General features: G+C 60.7%; 16 protein-coding genes. 10 read left to right on the top strand and 6 right to left on the bottom strand.

What is annotated here, in order from left to right; all coding sequences use genetic code 11:
- Positions 1–107: 107 nt before the first annotated feature.
- Positions 108–1,547 carry a pyruvate kinase gene (pyk, locus tag HGP14_RS19325; RefSeq protein WP_168831501.1) on the bottom strand — a complete coding sequence of 480 codons (1,440 nt, stop codon included), beginning with the start codon at positions 1,545–1,547 and terminating at the stop codon, positions 108–110.
- Positions 1,547–2,017 carry a DUF1036 domain-containing protein gene (locus HGP14_RS19320; protein WP_205927236.1) on the bottom strand — a complete coding sequence of 157 codons (471 nt, stop codon included), beginning with the start codon at positions 2,015–2,017 and terminating at the stop codon, positions 1,547–1,549. Before HGP14_RS19320 ends, pyk begins: the two co-directional genes overlap by 1 nt.
- A 214-nt stretch (positions 2,018–2,231) precedes the next feature.
- Here HGP14_RS19320 and HGP14_RS19315 point away from each other — a divergent pair, with 214 nt between their 5' ends.
- The 3 genes from HGP14_RS19315 to HGP14_RS19305 all read left to right on the top strand — a co-directional run bounded on the left by HGP14_RS19315 (position 2,232) and on the right by HGP14_RS19305 (position 3,693).
- A complete protein-coding gene (locus HGP14_RS19315; protein ID WP_168831499.1) occupies positions 2,232–3,023 on the top strand; it encodes an N-formylglutamate amidohydrolase in 792 nt (263 codons plus the stop codon).
- Between the two features lie 11 nt (positions 3,024–3,034).
- A complete protein-coding gene (locus tag HGP14_RS19310) occupies positions 3,035–3,340 on the top strand; it encodes a DUF1244 domain-containing protein (protein WP_168831498.1) in 306 nt (101 codons plus the stop codon).
- Between the two features lie 89 nt (positions 3,341–3,429).
- On the top strand, positions 3,430–3,693 hold the full coding sequence (locus tag HGP14_RS19305; protein ID WP_168831497.1) for a DUF2312 domain-containing protein: 264 nt from the start codon (positions 3,430–3,432) through the stop codon (positions 3,691–3,693).
- 99 nt (positions 3,694–3,792) lie between these two features.
- On the opposite strand, the gene HGP14_RS19300 is transcribed toward HGP14_RS19305, so the two are convergent.
- Positions 3,793–4,224, bottom strand: a complete 432-nt coding sequence (locus HGP14_RS19300; RefSeq protein WP_168831496.1) for a MarR family winged helix-turn-helix transcriptional regulator — start codon at positions 4,222–4,224, stop codon at positions 3,793–3,795.
- Positions 4,225–4,443: 219 nt separating this feature from the next.
- Between HGP14_RS19300 and HGP14_RS19295 the strand changes: the two genes are divergently transcribed.
- Positions 4,444–6,261 (top strand): chloride channel protein, encoded by a 1,818-nt coding sequence (locus tag HGP14_RS19295; RefSeq protein ID WP_168831495.1) that lies wholly within the window; start codon positions 4,444–4,446, stop codon positions 6,259–6,261.
- 96 nt (positions 6,262–6,357) lie between these two features.
- On the opposite strand, the gene HGP14_RS19290 is transcribed toward HGP14_RS19295, so the two are convergent.
- Together HGP14_RS19290 and HGP14_RS19285 are read right to left on the bottom strand one after the other, a co-directional pair.
- Positions 6,358–8,145 (bottom strand): DUF882 domain-containing protein, encoded by a 1,788-nt coding sequence (locus tag HGP14_RS19290; protein WP_168831494.1) that lies wholly within the window; start codon positions 8,143–8,145, stop codon positions 6,358–6,360.
- A 180-nt stretch (positions 8,146–8,325) separates the two neighbouring features.
- A complete protein-coding gene (locus HGP14_RS19285; RefSeq protein WP_168831493.1) occupies positions 8,326–9,882 on the bottom strand; it encodes a sigma-54 dependent transcriptional regulator in 1,557 nt (518 codons plus the stop codon).
- 209 nt (positions 9,883–10,091) lie between these two features.
- Between HGP14_RS19285 and HGP14_RS19280 the strand changes: the two genes are divergently transcribed.
- Genes HGP14_RS19280 through HGP14_RS19270 form a run of 3 tightly spaced genes read left to right on the top strand, consistent with a single transcriptional unit; the run spans position 10,092 to position 13,750 of the window.
- On the top strand, positions 10,092–11,945 hold the full coding sequence (locus HGP14_RS19280) for a M3 family oligoendopeptidase (RefSeq protein ID WP_168831492.1): 1,854 nt from the start codon (positions 10,092–10,094) through the stop codon (positions 11,943–11,945).
- A gap of 21 nt (positions 11,946–11,966) precedes the next feature.
- Positions 11,967–13,127: an aminodeoxychorismate synthase component I gene (locus HGP14_RS19275; RefSeq protein WP_168831491.1), complete on the top strand. Its 1,161-nt coding sequence runs from the start codon at positions 11,967–11,969 to the stop codon at positions 13,125–13,127.
- The gene (locus HGP14_RS19270) at positions 13,124–13,750 is read left to right on the top strand and encodes an aminotransferase class IV family protein (RefSeq protein ID WP_168831490.1); all 627 of its coding nucleotides are present in this window, start codon (positions 13,124–13,126) and stop codon (positions 13,748–13,750) included. Before HGP14_RS19275 ends, HGP14_RS19270 begins: the two co-directional genes overlap by 4 nt.
- Here the strand turns inward: HGP14_RS19270 and HGP14_RS19265 are convergent.
- The gene (locus HGP14_RS19265; RefSeq protein ID WP_168831489.1) at positions 13,747–14,652 is read right to left on the bottom strand and encodes a sensor domain-containing diguanylate cyclase; all 906 of its coding nucleotides are present in this window, start codon (positions 14,650–14,652) and stop codon (positions 13,747–13,749) included. The genes HGP14_RS19270 and HGP14_RS19265 overlap by 4 nt on opposite strands.
- Before the next feature lie 128 nt (positions 14,653–14,780).
- On the opposite strand from HGP14_RS19265, the gene HGP14_RS19260 reads away from it, so the two are divergent.
- The 3 genes from HGP14_RS19260 to HGP14_RS19250 all read left to right on the top strand — a co-directional run bounded on the left by HGP14_RS19260 (position 14,781) and on the right by HGP14_RS19250 (position 17,591).
- Positions 14,781–15,083 (top strand): YciI family protein, encoded by a 303-nt coding sequence (locus HGP14_RS19260; RefSeq protein WP_168831488.1) that lies wholly within the window; start codon positions 14,781–14,783, stop codon positions 15,081–15,083.
- Positions 15,084–15,100: 17 nt separating this feature from the next.
- Entirely contained in the window at positions 15,101–16,006 is a 906-nt protein-coding gene (locus HGP14_RS19255; protein ID WP_168831487.1) for a heme-dependent oxidative N-demethylase family protein, read from the top strand.
- Positions 16,007–16,136: 130 nt separating this feature from the next.
- Positions 16,137–17,591, top strand: a complete 1,455-nt coding sequence (locus HGP14_RS19250) for a homospermidine synthase (protein ID WP_168831486.1) — start codon at positions 16,137–16,139, stop codon at positions 17,589–17,591.
- Positions 17,592–17,690: the final 99 nt, after the last annotated feature.

Below are 17,690 nucleotides of genomic sequence, written 5' to 3'. Positions count from 1 at the left end.
AACGCTCGGATACCGAAGCTTGCATTTGCCGCGGCCGCGAGCAAGCGGAAAACAAAAGCCCGCCGCCTTCCCAGGCAGCGGGCCCTTGTTCACTCAATGGAGCCGGATCAGATGCCGCTGCGGCCATCCGAGCCGATATAGGCGATGCGGAGCATGTTCGTCGCACCCGGCGTTCCGAGCGGCACGCCGGCGGAAATGATGATGCGGTCGCCCGGCTTGCCGAAATCCTCGTCGGCAACGATGCGGCAGGCCCGGTTGACCATGTCGTCGAGATCCGTCGCGTCATGCGTGACGACGCAGTGCAGGCCCCAGACGATCGCCAGACGGCGAGCCGTCTTGATGATCGGCGAAAGGGCAAGGACCGGCACCTGCGGACGCTCGCGCGAGGCGCGCAGGCCGGTGGTACCAGACGAGGTGTAGCAAACGATCGCGGACAGCTTCAGCGTCTCGGCGATCTGGCGGGCGGCGAGCGAAATCGCATCGGCGCCGGTTGCCTCCGGCTGGGCGCGCTGGGCGTAGATGATGCCGGGATAATGCGGCTCGCGCTCAATGGCGCTGGCGATCGACGCCATCGTCGAAACGGCTTCGACCGGATAGTCGCCGGAGGCGGACTCAGCCGAAAGCATGACCGCGTCCGCACCTTCGAAGACGGCGGTCGCGACATCCGACACTTCGGCGCGTGTCGGCACCGGAGAAGAGATCATCGATTCCAGCATCTGGGTTGCGACGACGACCGGCTTGCCGGAACGGCGGCAGGCGCGGATCAACTGCTTCTGGATACCCGGAACGGACTCGAGCGGCATTTCGACGCCGAGATCGCCACGAGCGACCATCAATGCGTCTGAGAGTTCGATGATCTCTTCGATGCGCTCGATGGCCTGCGGCTTCTCGATCTTCGACATCAGGCCGACGCGGCCCCTGGCGATCTTGCGGACTTCCGCGAGGTCTTCCGGGCGCTGGACGAAGGAAAGCGCGACCCAGTCGACATCATCGGTCGCCAGAACGGCATCGAGATCGACGCGATCCTTATCCGTAAGAACACCGACGCCAAGCAGCGTGTCGGGAAGGCTGATGCCCTTGCGGTCCGAAATCTTGGTGCCGGAAATAACCGTCGTGACGATGCTCTTGCCGTCGCACTTTTCGGCGCGCAATGCGAGCTTGCCGTCGTCGATCAGCAGGCGATCGCCGGGCTTGACCGCTTCGAGGATTTCCGGATGCGGCAGAAAGACGCGGGTTGCGTCGCCGGGGGCGTCACTGTTGTCGAGGGTGAAGGTCTGGCCGGGCTTCAGATCGACCTTGGTATCGGCGAATTTGCCGACGCGAAGCTTCGGGCCCTGCAGGTCGGCCAGGATGCCGATCGGGCGGCCGGAGCGGGCCTCGACGGCGCGGATACGGCTGATCAGCATTCGCATCACATCATGGCTTGCATGGCTCATGTTGATGCGGAATACGTCAGCACCGGCCTGGTGGAGCTTTTCGATCACCGCTTCTTCACTGGACGCCGGGCCGAGCGTCGCCAGGATTTTTACTTTTCGATTACGCTTCATTAATTTGCGCTTTCCTGCGTACCGGGAGTGTCGGAGAGTTGGACCATCCAGCTGCCTTGGCGGCCGGTGTCATACTCCTTGAATCCCATCTTCTGATAACCGCGGGCATAGCAGTCCTGCACGCCCGTGATCTTAAACTCGTTCTCCGCTACGCACATCTGCACGTCGCCCGTCCATCGGCCTCCCCGGGCGGCGTCCTCTGCATAGAGATAGTAATAGCGTGACTGCAATTCTCCTTCGATCAGCGTCGCGCAAGTCGTTGCCGGGACCTGCCACCAGCCTTCCGTGACCCACCCGTCCTTGCCACGGTATCCGATCGCGACGCCCACCAGGTTCTGCGTGCCGTTGCATACGCGGAAGTCCGCGTGCGCACTATCGGCAAGGAAGAATGGCGAGAAGGCAGCGAGTGCAAACAAGGCGAAACGGGCAAGCGGCCCGGACCGGGTGAGGAAACTTGGTGCGGCTTGCATCAACACGGCTTCCGAATGGCTCCCAGGTTATTCGTTGTCCGTGCCTTCTTGCGCCGCCATGGAACGAATGTCAACGCGATGCTAATCGATTATATTCCTTCATAACCTGCTCGTGAACGGTGACTTGCCCAGGCTGCCGCGCATCCCGCTTGAACCTGCCGCGGGCGCGTGCGATCAGTGGCGCGAGCGCCACATGACGATCGGCAATTCACGAATGAATCACTTCAATGCTTTTGAAATACTACCTAGGGATCATGACAGCGGCATGGTGATCCTCGGTGATCACGCAATGAATCGCCTGCCTGAACGTTACGGCAGCCTCGGGCTTCCCGAAGCCGCCTTTTCCCGCCATATCGCCTATGACATCGGCATAGAAGGCCTGGTGCGAAAGCTTTCCGCCAAACTCGGCGTTCCGGCCGTTCTCAGCGGCTTTTCGCGGCTTCTGATCGACCCAAATCGCGGTGAAGATGATCCGACGCTGATCATGAAGATTTCCGACGGCGCGATTATTCCAGGCAATCATCCCATCACCAGCGAGGAATGGAACTACCGCGTCGAGACGTTCCACCGGCCCTATCACGATGCGGTGTCCAAAACGATCGACAAGGTTGCCAATGCCACCAGCCGGGCGCCGCTCGTGCTGTCGCTGCATTCCTATACGAATGCCTGGAAAGGCATTCCGCGGCCTTGGCATGCCGCCGTCCTGTGGGATACCGATCACCGCGCCGTCGCCCCGCTGCTTGACATGCTGAGGCGCGATCCCGATCTGGTTGTTGGCGACAACGAACCTTATGACGGGGCACTGAAGGGCGACACGATGTACCGGCATTGCATGCTGACTGGCATACCGCATGCCCTGCTTGAGGTTCGTCAGGATCTGATTGGAAGCGAGGCCGGCATTTCCGAGTGGGCCGAACGCCTGGCGCCGATCTTCGAGGCCATGAATGCCGATCCGGCGCTGCACGCCTATAATGTGCATGTGTCGCGCACCGGCCCCTACGAATGAAGGAGAGCGAAATGACCGCACTCAGCAAGGAACAGCAGACAGAATTCGAGGCAGCCGCCTTCCGCCGGCTTGTGCAGCATCTGCGCGAGCGTACCGACGTTCAGAACATCGACCTGATGAATCTCGGCGGCTTCTGCCGCAACTGCCTTTCGAACTGGTATCGTGAAGCCGCCGAGGCCGAGGGCGTGCCGCTGACCAAGGACGAATCGCGCGAGATCGTCTACGGCATGCCGTACGAAGATTGGAAGAACCTCCACCAGAACGAGGCTTCGCCTGTGCAAAAGGCCGCTTTTGAGCTGAACAATCCGCACAAATAGGCCTGCGAACAGCAAAGCGGCTTGACCATGACGCTGCTTCGCGGCAGTCACGTGCATCCCAATCGATCATCCGAAATCAGGAGAACACGATGTCTGATGCACATGGCGTCGCCCGCGACCAGCTTCGCGCGTTTGTCGAGCGTATTGAACGCTTGGAAGAAGAAAAGAAGACCATCGCCGACGACATCAAGGACGTCTATGGCGAAGCCAAGGGCATGGGCTTCGATACGAAAATCCTGAAGAAGGTTGTTGCTCTTCGCAAAAAGGACGAGCAGGAGCGCATGGAGGAGGATGCGATCCTCGATACCTACCTGCACGCACTCGGCATGATCGAGTCCCCGCCGGAAGCCTGAGCACCGGCCGTATCCCAGCCTTTCGAAAGCCGCCGATTTCCGGCGGCTTTTCTTTTGGAAGGGCGCCCTTTCACCGGCCCACGCAGGTTCGCGGCGCAACTACCGTCCGTCATCTCGCAGGCGCGACAGGATTTCGATCAGTCGCGGCGCCATTTCCCGCACCTCGTGCAGATGGATCGCGCTGAGCCGCAGCAGGATGTCCTCGGCCTTTCCCGTAAGCTTCAGCGTCTGCCGCCGCCTGTCTTCGGAATCCGTCTCGCGCTGCACGTAGGCAGAGGCAATGAGGCGACCGACGAGTTCGGTCGCCGTATGCGGGGCGATAAGTAGCCGCTCTGCCAGCATGCCGACGGTCATGACCTCGCCCTCGGGCAGGCCCTTGATCGCCAGCAGCGCCTGATGCTGCTGCGGTGGCAGCCCCTCCTCCTGCGCGGCCGAGGTACTGAAATCCGTGAACTTGCGGAGTGCGTATCGCAAGGCCGCGAGGGCTTCGTAGTCGGCTTGAGTGAGTTGGACTTTCGGTCGCTTCGTCATTCCCCGGCTTTCGTCTTCGGTCGGTGTATGCATCTATCTGCGCCATCTCGCATTGATCCTGCAAGATGCGACGGAATCGAGCGCGGCCGAAGCCGCACCGATCGACGACCGCCTCCTCCCTGCGACGGTCTCCGATATTCTTCTCCGTCGTTGTTGATTTATATCGTGATACGATATATCGACTGCCGCCGCTGACACTTTTTTTGCAGGTGGACTACCATGATCGAACTCAACCGACCGTCAAAAGCTCGCGACTTCACCGGAGGCCTGTCCCGCCGGGAGGCCGGCGATTTCACCACGGACCGCCGCGTCCTGCTTCTGGTAGGCATGGCAGTCATCGTTGGAACGGGCGGCGCTTTCGCAGCATGGGTATTGGTCAGCCTCATTGCCCTCGTGACGAATGTCGTCTGGTTCGGCCATATGAGCATTGTGGCGCCGAGTTTCGTCGACTTGCCGCGCTCGGCCTGGATGGTCGCGGCACCCGTCCTCGGCGGTCTTGTCATCGGCTTGATGGCGCGCTTCGGTTCGGAAAAGATCAGGGGACACGGCATTCCGGAGGCGATCGAAGCGATTCTGATCGGCGGAAGCCGAATGTCGCCCAAGGTTGCGGTCTTAAAGCCGCTGTCGTCGGCGATTTCCATCGGCACCGGCGGCCCCTTCGGTGCGGAAGGTCCCATTATCATGACAGGCGGCGCGATCGGATCGCTCTTCGCGCAGTTCTTCCACATGAGTTCCGCCGAACGCAAGACGCTGCTCGTTGCCGGCGCCGCCGCGGGCATGACGGCGATCTTCGGCTCTCCCATTGCCGCCGTCATGCTGGCCGTCGAGCTGCTGCTGTTCGAGTGGAAGCCGCGTAGCTTCATTCCCGTTGCTGTCGCGGCCTGCGTCTCCATTTCCTGGCGTCCGTTCCTTTTTGGCGCCGGCCCTCTGTTCCCGACGCATTTCCAAGTGGCTTTGCCCTGGTGGGGAATCTTTCTATGTGCGGCAATGGGGATCGTCTCCGGCCTGCAATCCGGATTGCTGACGACACTGCTCTACAAGATCGAGGACGCCTTCGAGAAACTGCCCATCCATTGGATGTGGTGGCCCGCTCTGGGTGGTCTCGTCGTCGGGTTGGGCGGTCTGATCGAGCCCCGCGCGCTCGGAGTCGGCTACGACATCATCTCGGATCTTCTGGCAAGCCACATCGTGGCAAAGGCCGTCATCGCGATCCTCCTGGTAAAGGCGGGCATCTGGCTGGTAGCCCTGTCTTCCGGAACATCCGGAGGCGTGCTCGCGCCGCTCCTCATTCTGGGCGGCGCGCTCGGCTGGCTGGTGGGTCTCGCCTTTCCGGGCGAACCGGGCTTCTGGGCATTGCTCGGCATGGCGGCAATGATGGGTGGAACGATGCGCGCCCCGCTGACCGGAACATTCTTTGCCGTGGAGATCACCGGTGATGTCAGCACCCTCATTCCCCTGCTCGCGGCGACCGTCGTTGCCTATGCCGTCACTGTCCTGCTCCTTCGTCGCTCCATCCTGACCGAGAAGATCGCAAGACGCGGCCAGCACATCACCCGTGAATACGGGATCGATCCGTTCGAGCTCACCCGCGCTGGCGACATCATGATCCAGGAGGTCGATAGCCTTCCGGCATCCCTGACCGTCGGCGAGGCCTGCTATTTCTTTTCATCCGACGCGAAGACCCATCGCATCTACCCGGTCGTGGAAGTGGACGGAACCTTGGTCGGCATGGTCTCGCGTGCGGACGCCCTGACTTGGGAGCGTGACGGAACGCTCGGCAAGGAGACCTTGTCCGAGCGGATTTCCGACGCTTCGCTTCCCGTCGGGCATATCGACGACACTGTCGGTTTCATCGCGGATCTGATGCTGGCGAGCGATGCGGGCCGGATTCCGATTGTCGAGAGGGAAACGGGCAAGCTCATCGGTTTGATTGCGCGCAAGGATCTCCTGCGGCTGAGAAGCGCGCTGCGCTCCGACGAATCCGAGAGGCGCCCTTACTTGGGGCCTAGGCCGATGAAAGCCGGTCAAACCCGGTAACAGGAGATGACGAGAAACCGCTGAAGGTCACAGCCTGTGTAAACGAAAACCGCCGGATCACTCCGGCGGTTTTGTAGTTCGTTCTGGGTGATCCGCTCAGTTCGTCTCGAACTTGCGCACTTCCATGAAGTTGACGGCGGAGCCGCTGAAGCGAGCCGGATCGACGGAAGCAGTATTGACGGTGAAGCCTTCAGCATAGACCGCCGTCGGCTGGGCCCGGAGCGTCTGGCTGACGAAGCGAGGCGCCTTGACCGGCTTCGTGACCATTTCCATACGTGAATTGGTCAGCGCCCACTGCGAAATGATCTTCTGAGTGAGCTTCGGCTCGGTACGGACCGTCGCCCGGCTTGCCTCGGCAGCGGCAGCGGCAGCCTTCGTCGGGCGTCCGCCCTTGGTCGCAATGCCGGCGGCATCGCCATTCTGCGAGACATGCGGGGGATCGAAGATGTCGCCGAAGCTTGCGGATTTGACAGGAGCAAGAGCCGCAAGCTGAACCGGCGCCTTCTCGGCCGGCTTGGCCGCCGGCATTGCTGCCTTGATCGCCTGCTCGATGGTTGCCGGCGCAAGGGCAGCAACCTGCTTGGCTGCAACATTCTCCTGATCAAGCGCCTGCGCGACGGCCGGAGAGAGCTGACCGGCTACGGCTGCATTCGCATCCGATTCGGCAAGGGCAGGACGGTCGCTCGGGATAGCAACCGCCGGATCGTTGGAGGCCACCTCCGCATCGCCCGGGGCGTTGCGGGGACCAAGCAGTGATGGAACCGGAATGTGATAGCTGCTGAGATCGGCAAATTGCTGCGGCTCGCCTTGCTGCTCCGTCGCCGCCGCAAGGGCCTGCTCGGCGCTATTGCCGGAATTCGGCGGAACAAGAGCATTTGCAACTTCGCCACCGGCAAGCTGACCGGCAAAGGCAGGACGAACCTGCGGCACCGGCGCATTCACAGCGGCAACCTCAGTGGGCTGGGCTTCAGCCTCGGCAGCAGGCGCCTCCGCCTTCGGCGGCGTTGCCCTAGCCACAGCGACCGGAGCTGAATCCTCCGCGCTATCCTCTTCATCGTCTGCGCCACCGCCAAAGAGTGCGGCGAACAATGTCTTCGGCTTCCGCGTTTCCGTATCGCCGCCGACGGCTGCAACGAGCTGATCGGTGCTCACGCGGCGCTTGTAGTCGGCCATCGCCTGCTGGTAGCCCGGCAGGGGCTTACCGTCAGCCGGGATGTGGATGGTGTTGCCATTGGGAAAAAGCTGAACCAGCTCTTGCCGGGTCATGCGCGGCCAGGCGCGAACGCCGCCGACATCCATATGCACGAAGGGCGAACCGGACTTCGGATAGAAGCCAACGCCGCCAACCTGCATTTTCATGCCGATCGCGCGCAACTTGGCAAGCTTCACGTCCGGAATGAAGAAGTCCATCGCCTTGCCGAGCATATGCTGGCTCTTCTCGGCGACACCGGAATTGCGCGAACGCGCCTTGAGCATCGCATTTGTCCCGGGTGAACGGAAACCGCAGACGACGTTGATATAGTCCCTGGAACCGCTCTGGCGGTAAACTTCCCAGATGAGATCAAAAAGGCGGGGGTCCATCTTCGTCGGCTGGTTCTTTCGCCAGTCGCGGAGAAACCGGTTCAGCTGCTCAAGACCCTTCGGGTCGAACCTGCCGTTGCGCTTGTAGGTAATGACGGCCTTTTCGCCGGTGTGGATGAAATAGAGTTTCAGGCTGCGGGTTTCGCCCGCTGCCTCAGATGGTGTGCCAACGAATACCGGTGAGGAAACCGCAAGTGCGAGAAGGGCAGCCATTGCCGTCCTAACCGCCTTTCCGCCAATGTCGGCGTACAGCGTACGCCAGCTCAAGCGCCAAGGCTTGGAATTCTCATTCAAATCCGGCAAACCAAATCCTCGTCAGACTGCCCCAGTGCCCCGGCTGTCCCAATGTCTTTCAAATGCGGTCACACCATGGCAAAAATGCCACACGCGTTCAACCTTTTCTTTACATAGTCAACAATGGACTAACAAGAGGTTTATGACAGGTAACAAGACATGCTTGCCGGATTATTAATCAAGCGCCTGCTATGCCGCATCTTTTTGCGGATTGTCGGGGTCGATCCCGTAATCCTTGAGTTTTCTGTAAAGCGTTGACCGTCCGATACCGAGTTTTCTGGCCACTTGACTCATCTGGCCCCGGTAGAATTTAAGGGCGAATCGAATCAATTCCTCCTCGACATCGGCAAGCTTGCGCACGTCGCCGGCGGCACTGACGCTTGCAATCGCGTTTTCCGGCACCTCGTTGTGACGCGCGGGCGGCGACTCACCGCCATACAGCGGCGGAACGTGATATTCGCCTGCCGCAAACTCCGCTTCATGCTCGCGGTGCGAATTGTCCGCGACCAGCGCCAGATGATCCACCACGTCATATTGCGGCAGCTGCGCGGCAATTTGCGGAAAGTCCGCTTCGGTGAGTTCATGCCCCTCGGCAAGCACGACGGCGCGAAAGATCGCATTTTCGAGCTGGCGGATGTTGCCCGGCCAGTCATAGGCCGTCAGCAGTGCCAGAGCACCGGGACTGACCGTCATCCGCTGCCCGTTCTTCTGCTCGGACGAGAAGCGGTCGGCAAAGACGCGCACCAGATGCGGGATGTCTTCCTTGCGCTTGCGCAGCGCCGGAATGGTGATCGGGAAGACGTTCAGGCGGTAATAGAGGTCTTCGCGGAAGTGGCCGTTTTTCACTTCCTCGATCAGATCCTTGTTCGTCGCCGAAATGAGGCGGACGTTGACCTTGTGCGCCGTGCGGGCGCCGACCGTCTCGATTTCGCCCTGCTGCACGGCACGCAACAGCTTGACCTGCACCTCGAGCGGCAGATCGCCGATCTCGTCGAGGAAGATCGTGCCGCCATCGGCCTCCATGAACTTGCCGATGTGGCGCTCGGTGGCACCTGTGAACGCACCTTTTTCGTGGCCGAAGAGGATGCTTTCGACGAGATTGTGCGGAATGGCACCGCAATTCACCGTCACAAAAGGCTTGTTTGAACGGTCACCGCCGGACTGGATGGCGCGCGCCACGAGCTCCTTGCCGACGCCCGACTCACCTTCGAGCACGACCGGAATGTTCGATTGCGCGGCACGCTGCGCCAGATCGATGACCCGGATCATCGCCGGGCTCGCCGAAACGATGTCGTCGAAGCCGACGGCGCCGGAGCGTGAACGGCGACCCGAACGGGCTTTCACTTCGCGCTGGTCGAGCTTCATTGCGTTGGCAATGCAATTCGCGATCCGCTCGGGCGAAACCGGTTTGACCACGAAATCGAAAGCGCCGGCACGCATGGCCTGCACCACCGTCTCGATGCCGCCTTGCCCGGTCTGCACGACCACCGGAATATGCGTGCCGAGTTCATTGAGGGCTTCGAGGAATTCCAGCCCGGTCATTTCCGGCATCATGAGGTCGAGAATGATGACGTTGAAGAGACCGCCGTCCCGCTTCACCATCTCAAGGCCGATGCGGCCGTTTTCAGCCTGATGGACGACATGCCCGTGGCGCTCGACTGCATTTTTTAGCAGGCGGCGTTGCACCGGGTCGTCTTCGACCAACAGAATCTGCCCTGCACCCTTGAGCTCATTATGACCGGTCATTGTCGCCTCACTTCATGCGAAACCTGTGAGGCACTCTGGCAGAAAGGCTTGAACATCCAGTTTTGAGAAATAATTGCATTTTAACGATTGTGGCGACGCCGAATCCGTATCGAAGCGGGGCCTTCTGCCCCCCGAAAGCCCCTTGAAGCGAAGCCTTCCGGAGCTTAGACAGTCAGACCTGTTCGAAATGAGGAAGAGGAACCAAGCCCATGAATCTCATGCTCCCCGGTGCCGGTCTTAATTTTTCGGCAACAGCTGGCTCGGCCGCGGCAGATCCAGCGCTTGGCGACCTTCCCGTCTGGAAACTGCAGGATCTCTACCCCTCCGCCACCTCTACCGCTTTCACCAGCGACATGGAAAAGGCAGGCAAACACGCAATCGCCTTCGAGGAAAAATGGAAGGGCAAGCTGGCGGATGCAGCGAGTAAAAAAGGCGCAGAAGGCATTGGCCAGGCGCTGAAGGAATATGAGCAGCTGGATGACCTTATCGGCCGCCTCGGCTCGTTCGCGGGCCTCACCTATTTCTCCGACACAACCAATCCGGTGAACGGTAAGCTCTATGGCGACGTCCAGGCGAAAATCACCGAATTCTCCGGCCATCTTCTCTTCTTCGCGCTGGAACTGAACCGGATCGACGACGCGGTGATGGATGCCTGCATGGCGAACGACCCGGATGCCGGCCACTACCGTCCCTGGCTGATCGACCTGCGCAAGGACAAGCCCTACCAACTGGAAGACAAGCTCGAACAGCTCTTCCTCGAAAAGTCGATGACGAGTGCGGCTGCGTTCAATCGCCTCTTTGACGAAACGATGGCGGAGCTTCGCTACGACATCGACGGCGAAAAGGTGCCGCTCGAAGTCGCCCTCAATTTGCTGCAGGACAAGGATCCGGAAGCCCGCCGCAAGGCCGCGATGGCGCTCGCCGAAACTTTCAAGGCGAATATCCGCACGTTTACGCTGATCACCAATACGCTCGCCAAGGACAAGGATATCTCCGATCGCTGGCGCGGCTTCGAGGATATCGCCGACAGCCGTCATCTGGCGAACCGCGTCGAACGCGAGGTGGTGGATGCGCTGGCGGCTGCCGTCAAGCAGGCCTATCCCCGCCTTTCGCACCGCTATTACAAGATGAAGGCAAAGTGGCTCGGGATGGACCAGATGAATTTCTGGGACCGCAATGCGCCGTTGCCGGAAACCTCCAACGCGATAATTTCCTGGACTGAGGCGAAGGAGACCGTGCTCTCGGCCTACGGCAATTTCGCGCCGGAGATGGCTGCGATCGCCAGCCGCTTCTTCGACGAACAGTGGATCGACGCGCCGGTCCGTCCTGGCAAGGCGCCCGGCGCCTTCGCGCACCCGACGGTTCCGTCGGCGCATCCCTACGTGCTCGTCAACTATCTCGGCAAGCCACGCGACGTGATGACGCTCGCCCACGAACTCGGCCACGGCGTGCATCAGGTGCTTGCCGGGGAACAGGGCGCGCTCATGTGCCAGACGCCGCTGACGCTCGCCGAAACCGCCTCCGTCTTCGGCGAGATGCTGACTTTCCGTGCACTGCTCGACAAGACGACCGACAAGCGTGAGCGCAAGGCGATGCTCGCCCAGAAGGTCGAAGACATGATCAACACGGTCGTGCGCCAGATCGCCTTCTACGAATTCGAGCGCGAGGTTCATACGGCACGCAAGGCAGGCGAGCTGACCGCAGAAGACATCGGCGAACTGTGGCTCTCCGTCCAGTCGGAAAGTCTCGGGCCCGCGATCAGGATCTCGGAAGGGTATGAGACCTACTGGGCCTATATCCCCCACTTCATCCACTCGCCGTTCTATGTCTACGCCTATGCTTTCGGCGACTGCCTGGTGAACTCGCTCTATGCCGTTTATCAAAAGGCCGATAAGGGCTTCCAGGAGAAGTATTTCGAGATGCTGAGGGCCGGCGGGACGAAGCACCACTCCGAACTCCTGAAGCCTTTCGGCCTGGACGCCACCGATCCGTCGTTCTGGAGCAAGGGGCTGTCGATGATCGAAGGGCTGATCGACGAATTGGAAGCGCTTGATAGAGCCTGAGCTTCCAATCAAAAGGCACCGATGGCCGAAACTGAACGCTTTGTCCTTTTCCGGGATGATACGACCGGACAAGTGATGCTTTTCGCCGATCCGGCGGAGATCATCATCGCACGCAGCCGCGCCGAGTTCTTCCCGGCTCTGGCGCAGATGGAAGCGGCGAGAGCGCAGGGAAAGTGGCTGGCAGGCTACATGTCCTACGAGGCCGGCTATCTCTTCGAGGAGAAGCTGGCCGGCTTTGCGGAAGACGGCCGCCAGACGCCGCTGCTCTGCTTCGGCATCTTCGACGCCCCGCAGGCGGATGGCCATCCGCTTGCGCAGCCCAAACAGCGCCTCGAAAACAAGGAATTCCTGGCTGCGCCGAAAGCCGGGTGGGCGTTCCCTGTATATAAAGAGCGCTTCGACCGCCTGCATTGGCATCTGCGCCAGGGCGACTGCTATCAGGCAAACCTGACAATGCCGGTCGAAGCCAGTTGGAACGGCGATCCGTGCGCGGCTTTCTGGTCGCTGATCGAACGCCAGCCCGTAAAATACGGAGCGTTCGTCGATCTCGGCGGTCCTATCATCCTGTCCCGCTCTCCCGAGCTCTTCTTCCGGACGGACGAGCAAGGCTGGATCGAGACGCATCCGATGAAGGGCACCGCCAAACGCGGCGCCGACGCAGCCGAAGATGCAGCCATCATCGCGGCGATGCGGGCGGATATGAAGACCCAGGCGGAAAACCGGATGATCGTCGACCTGCTTCGGAACGACATCTCGCGCATCACCGAAGTCGGTACGCTCGATGTCCCGAAGCTCTTCGACATCGAGACCTATCCGACCGTGCACCAAATGGTGAGCCATGTGCAGGCGAAGCTCCTGCCTGGGCTTTCCATCCGCGACATCTTCGCCGCCCTCTTTCCCTGCGGCTCGATCACAGGCGCGCCGAAGATGAGCGCAATGCAGATCCTGCACGAACTCGAGGACGCGCCGCGCGATGCTTATTGCGGGGCGATCGGCATGATTTCCCCTACGGGCGCCATGCGCTTTTCCGTTGCGATCCGCACCATCAGCCTCTTTGAAGGCGGCAAGGCAATCTTCAATGTCGGGGGCGGCATCGTCTTCGATTCCACCGCCGAAGCAGAATATGAGGAGTGCCTGCTCAAGGCGCGCTTCGCGATCGGCGATCAGGAGATCGCCCGATGAGCGACTTCTCGTTGATCGAGACACTGCGATGGGAACCCGACACCGGCTTTGTCCGCCTCCGGTTGCACCTTGCCCGATTGAACCGCTCCGCCCGCCGCATCGGCTTTCCTGCGCCGCGACATGCGCTCGACGAGCTCAATGAAGCAATCGAGGGCGCAACCGGCGCTTTGCGCGTCCGGCTAACCTTCGATGCTCGTGGCCGGATCGAGGTCACGTCCGCCCCCTTCACGCGGCTCGCACCTGGTACGGTGTGGACCGTGCGCATTGCCTCAACCCGCCTCGACAGCACCGACAAGCTGCTGCGGATCAAGACGACCCGACGCGCCGTCTACGATGACGCGCGCGCCGAACACACGCCGGTGCAGGCCGACGAAGTGCTGATGTTGAACGAACGCGGCGAAGTCTGCGAAGGCACGATCACATCGGTCTTCCTCGACGACGGTTCCGGGATGCTTCGCACACCGCCGATCTCCTGTGGCCTGCTCGCCGGCGTGCTGCGTACGGAGCTGATCTGCCAGCGCAAAGCCCGCGTCGGCCGCATCGCCGTGAGCGATCTGCTGCACGGCCGGATCTATGTCGGAAACTCGCTCCGAGGCCTCATTCCCGCAAAGCTCGAGCCTTAAGCCGCGATCTTCAGCCGATCCCTGCCGCTGACCTTCGCGAGGTAAAGCGCTTCATCAGCGCGGGCGTAGAGTTCCTCCGCTGTATCGCCCGGCCGCAACTCGGCAAGCCCGGCAGAGCAGGTGTAGCAGAAATCCGGCGTTGCCTGGATGGGACGAGCGACGCGCACCATCTCGAGGATGCGGTCGATGATCGCCTTGCCCTGCTCCAATGTCGTATCCGGTAGAACCAGCATGAACTCCTCGCCGCCGATGCGGCCGAAACTATCCCTCCGGCGCACAAGCGGATGGACCCGACGCGCAAAATCGATCAGCACCTGGTCGCCCACCTGATGGCCGTAACTGTCGTTGATCCGCTTGAAAAAATCGAGATCGATGATGCAGACGCAGCCGCTGACGGAAGCGATCGACCCAAGGCGACAAACCATGTTCTCAAGCGCCGCCATCATGAAGCGGCGGTTGGAAATACCGGTCAATTCGTCGGTCTGCGAGGCGCGCAGCGCAAAATCGCGATCTTGCCTGAGGTCGCGCTCGCTTGTTTTCATGTCTGTGATGTCGCTTGCGATGCAGAGCATCCAGCCGTCCCGCTGCACCGTTTCCGTCATCCAGAACCAGCGGCCGTCGACGACGTCGGTCTCGAAAGCGCGAAACGGCAGTTTTCCTCGCCGCGACTGCGCGGAAACAAGCCACATCTCGAAGTCGGCGGCACGTATGATCGTGCCCCGTCCTGCCTTGGTGTTGCGGCGCATAAGGTCTGCCCACAAAGGGGTCTCATTCGGCTCAAGCGCGAAGGTCGAACGAAAGGCCGCGTTCGCATACCGCAAACGGTCATCCTGATCGTACAGTGCGATCAGAACGGCACTCTCCTCCTGCAACTCCGCGAGCCGCTCCGTTATCTGGGTCATCCGATGGTTCCGGGCGTGCTGGGTAACTACGTGTGGGACTCTGCTGCAAAATTATAAAAAGAAGATGGATGGCAGCGTTCCGATTGAATATTTCAAAGGGCTCGAAACGATACATCGGAGGTTTTGCAATGTTCATCCTCTCGCTAATTTACGTGAAGCCTAATGAAGAGGCCGACAAGCACATGGAACAGCATATGGCCTGGGTCAAGGCGGGCTATGCAAAAGGCTGGTTCCTTGCCTCGGGGCGTAAGGTCCCGCGAACCGGCGGCGTGATCCTCGCGATCGGCGATCGTGCCGAGATCGAGGCCTATGTCGCCGCCGATCCGTTCACGGTGCACGGCGTTGCGAATTACGACATCACGGAAGTCGCGGTGACAACGGTGGCTGATGGGCTGGATATCCTGAAGAGTTCTTCCATCAAGGCACAGTGATGCGTTAGACCTTTGCTATGACGCTTCCGACCTACACACCCTACGACGGCTCCTCTCAGCCCTTCACCATCGGCCTCTTGCCGCTCGACATCGGCCGCTGGATCGAGCCGGACGGCGATCTGCCGCGCTATCTCGGCGAAAAGCAGCTCCTGCTTGAAACACGCCGGCATGAAATTTTCGTCGCTGAAGAAGGCACCGACGCCGCTCAGCAGGAATGTCTCGACCTGCTTCTGAGTTACCTCTGCGAGGCGCATCCCGATCTCTACCAGCGGAACGGCAGTCTCGTCGAGGTCGTCGGCAAAGGCGTCGATCTTTCGAACCCGTCCCTGCCCCCGTTGCTGAAGGCCGGCTCGCTCGTCGCCGACGATCTCGTCATCATACGCCGCAAGGACAACGGCTGGCATCTTGTTGCCGCCCATGTGTCCTTCCCTTCCTCCTGGTCTCTGCATGAGAAATTTGGAAAACCGATGCAGGCGATCCATGCGGACGTGCCGGGTTTCGGTGAGGGAACCCGCAACGCAGCGCTGATCACCCGCATCTTCGACAATCTGCAGGTCGCTCAACCCGTCGAGCGCATGAACTGGTCCGTGAACGCCACCAGCGATCTCTTCCTGCCCTTGTCCAAGCATCGCCGCCCGCCGCAGGCCGAGGCCTTTACGCTCGCCGAGCGCTTCGCCCGCGTCGAGCGCCAGACTTTGCGGAAGCTGCCGGTTTCCGGCGATATCGTCTTCACCATCCGTGTCTATGTCGATCCGATCGCTGCGATCGTACATCACCCCAAGGCCGGCGAACTCGCCGCAAGCTTTGCGGCACAGCTGGAGGCGCTTGACGAACAGCAGACCGCCTATAAAGGCCTGACACTGCAGAAGGCCGAACTCGTTGCAAAGCTGCGCATGCTCGCGCGGGAGCTTTCGCCTGCCTGATAAGTTGACCTTTCCGGCTCTGGCGCTCTTTATTGTGACGGCATTTTATGATTAGAGCCGGTTACTTTTAAGTTTTTGCGCGCCTCCAAAATAATTCTTGAGGCTTGCCGCTTCCACACAGGAGAAAAGAATGACGGAACAGAACCATCCGGTATATGCCGAAATTACCGGCCCGATCGTCATGATCGGCTTTGGCTCCATCGGCCGCGGTACGCTGCCGCTGATCGAGCGCCACTTCAAATTCGACAAGAGCCGGATGGTAGTCATCGACCCGCGTGACGACGCAGATCACACCGAAATCATGGCAAAGCACGGCGTGAGGCACATCAAGTCGCATGTCACCAAGGAAAACTACAAGGATCTGCTGAAGCCGCTTCTGACCGAAGGCGGTGGCCAGGGTTTCTGCGTCAATCTTTCCGTCGATACCGGATCGGTCGACCTGATGAAGCTCTGCCGCAAGCTCGGTGCTCTCTACATCGACACCGTCGTCGAACCGTGGCTCGGCTTCTATTTCGACAAGGACCTGAAGAACGCCGACCGCACGAATTATGCGCTGCGCGAAACCCTTCTTAAGGAGAAGGCCAAGAATCCCGGCGGCCCGACCGCCGTCTCCACCTGCGGCGCGAACCCCGGCATGGTTTCCTGGTTCGTCAAGCAGGCACTCGTCACCCTCGCTAACGATATCGGCCTCAAGTTCGAACAGCCGGATCAGCACGATCGCGAAGGCTGGGCGAAGCTGATGAAGAAGGTCGGCGTCAAGGGCATTCACATCGCCGAGCGCGACACCCAGCGCACCAAGCATCCGAAGCCGCTGAACGTCTTCTGGAACACTTGGTCCGTCGAAGGCTTCATCTCCGAAGGCCTGCAGCCCGCCGAACTCGGCTGGGGCACCCATGAGAACTGGATGCCGAAGAACGCCAAGAAGCACAAGAAGGGCTGCCAAGCCGCAATCTACCTGGAGCAGCCGGGTGCAAATACCCGCGTTCGCACCTGGTGCCCGACGCCTGGCCCGCAGTACGGCTTCCTCGTCACGCATAACGAGTCGATCTCGATCGCCGACTTTTTCACGGTTCGCGACAAGGATGGCGAGGTCACCTTCCGCCCGACCTGCCATTACGCCTACCATCCGGCAAACGATGCCGTTCTTTCCCTGCACGAGATGTTCGGCAACGGCGGCACGCCGCAGCCGGTTCACCACGTTCTCGACGAGGACGAGCTGGAGGACGGGATCGATGAACTCGGCGTCCTGCTCTACGGTCATGAAAAGAATGCCTTCTGGTACGGCTCGCGCCTGTCCGTCGAAGAGACCCGCCGCATCGCTCCTTACCAGAACGCGACCGGCATGCAGGTGACCTCCGCCGTTTTGGCCGGCATGGTCTGGGCTCTCGAGCACCCGACGGCTGGCATCGTCGAAGCCGACGAGATGGACTACAAGCGCTGCCTTGAAGTGCAGCTTCCCTATCTCGGCCCGGTTGAAGGCCACTACACCGACTGGACTCCGCTCGATGGCCGCCCGGGCCTTTTCCCGGAAGACATCGACACCAAGGATCCGTGGCAGTTCAGGAACATCCTGGTTCGCTCGTAACCGAATTCAGACCAGCATCGATGCCCGCCGAAAGGCGGGCATTTTTGTAACGCCTGCAGTGTAATTTCGCTTTCCCGTTGCAGCAGGCTTGCCATGGCG

It is taken from the genome of Rhizobium sp. P32RR-XVIII, assembly GCF_012641395.1.
Lineage (GTDB): Bacteria > Pseudomonadota > Alphaproteobacteria > Rhizobiales > Rhizobiaceae > Rhizobium.
This window is presented reverse-complemented; position numbering and strand designations above follow the sequence as displayed.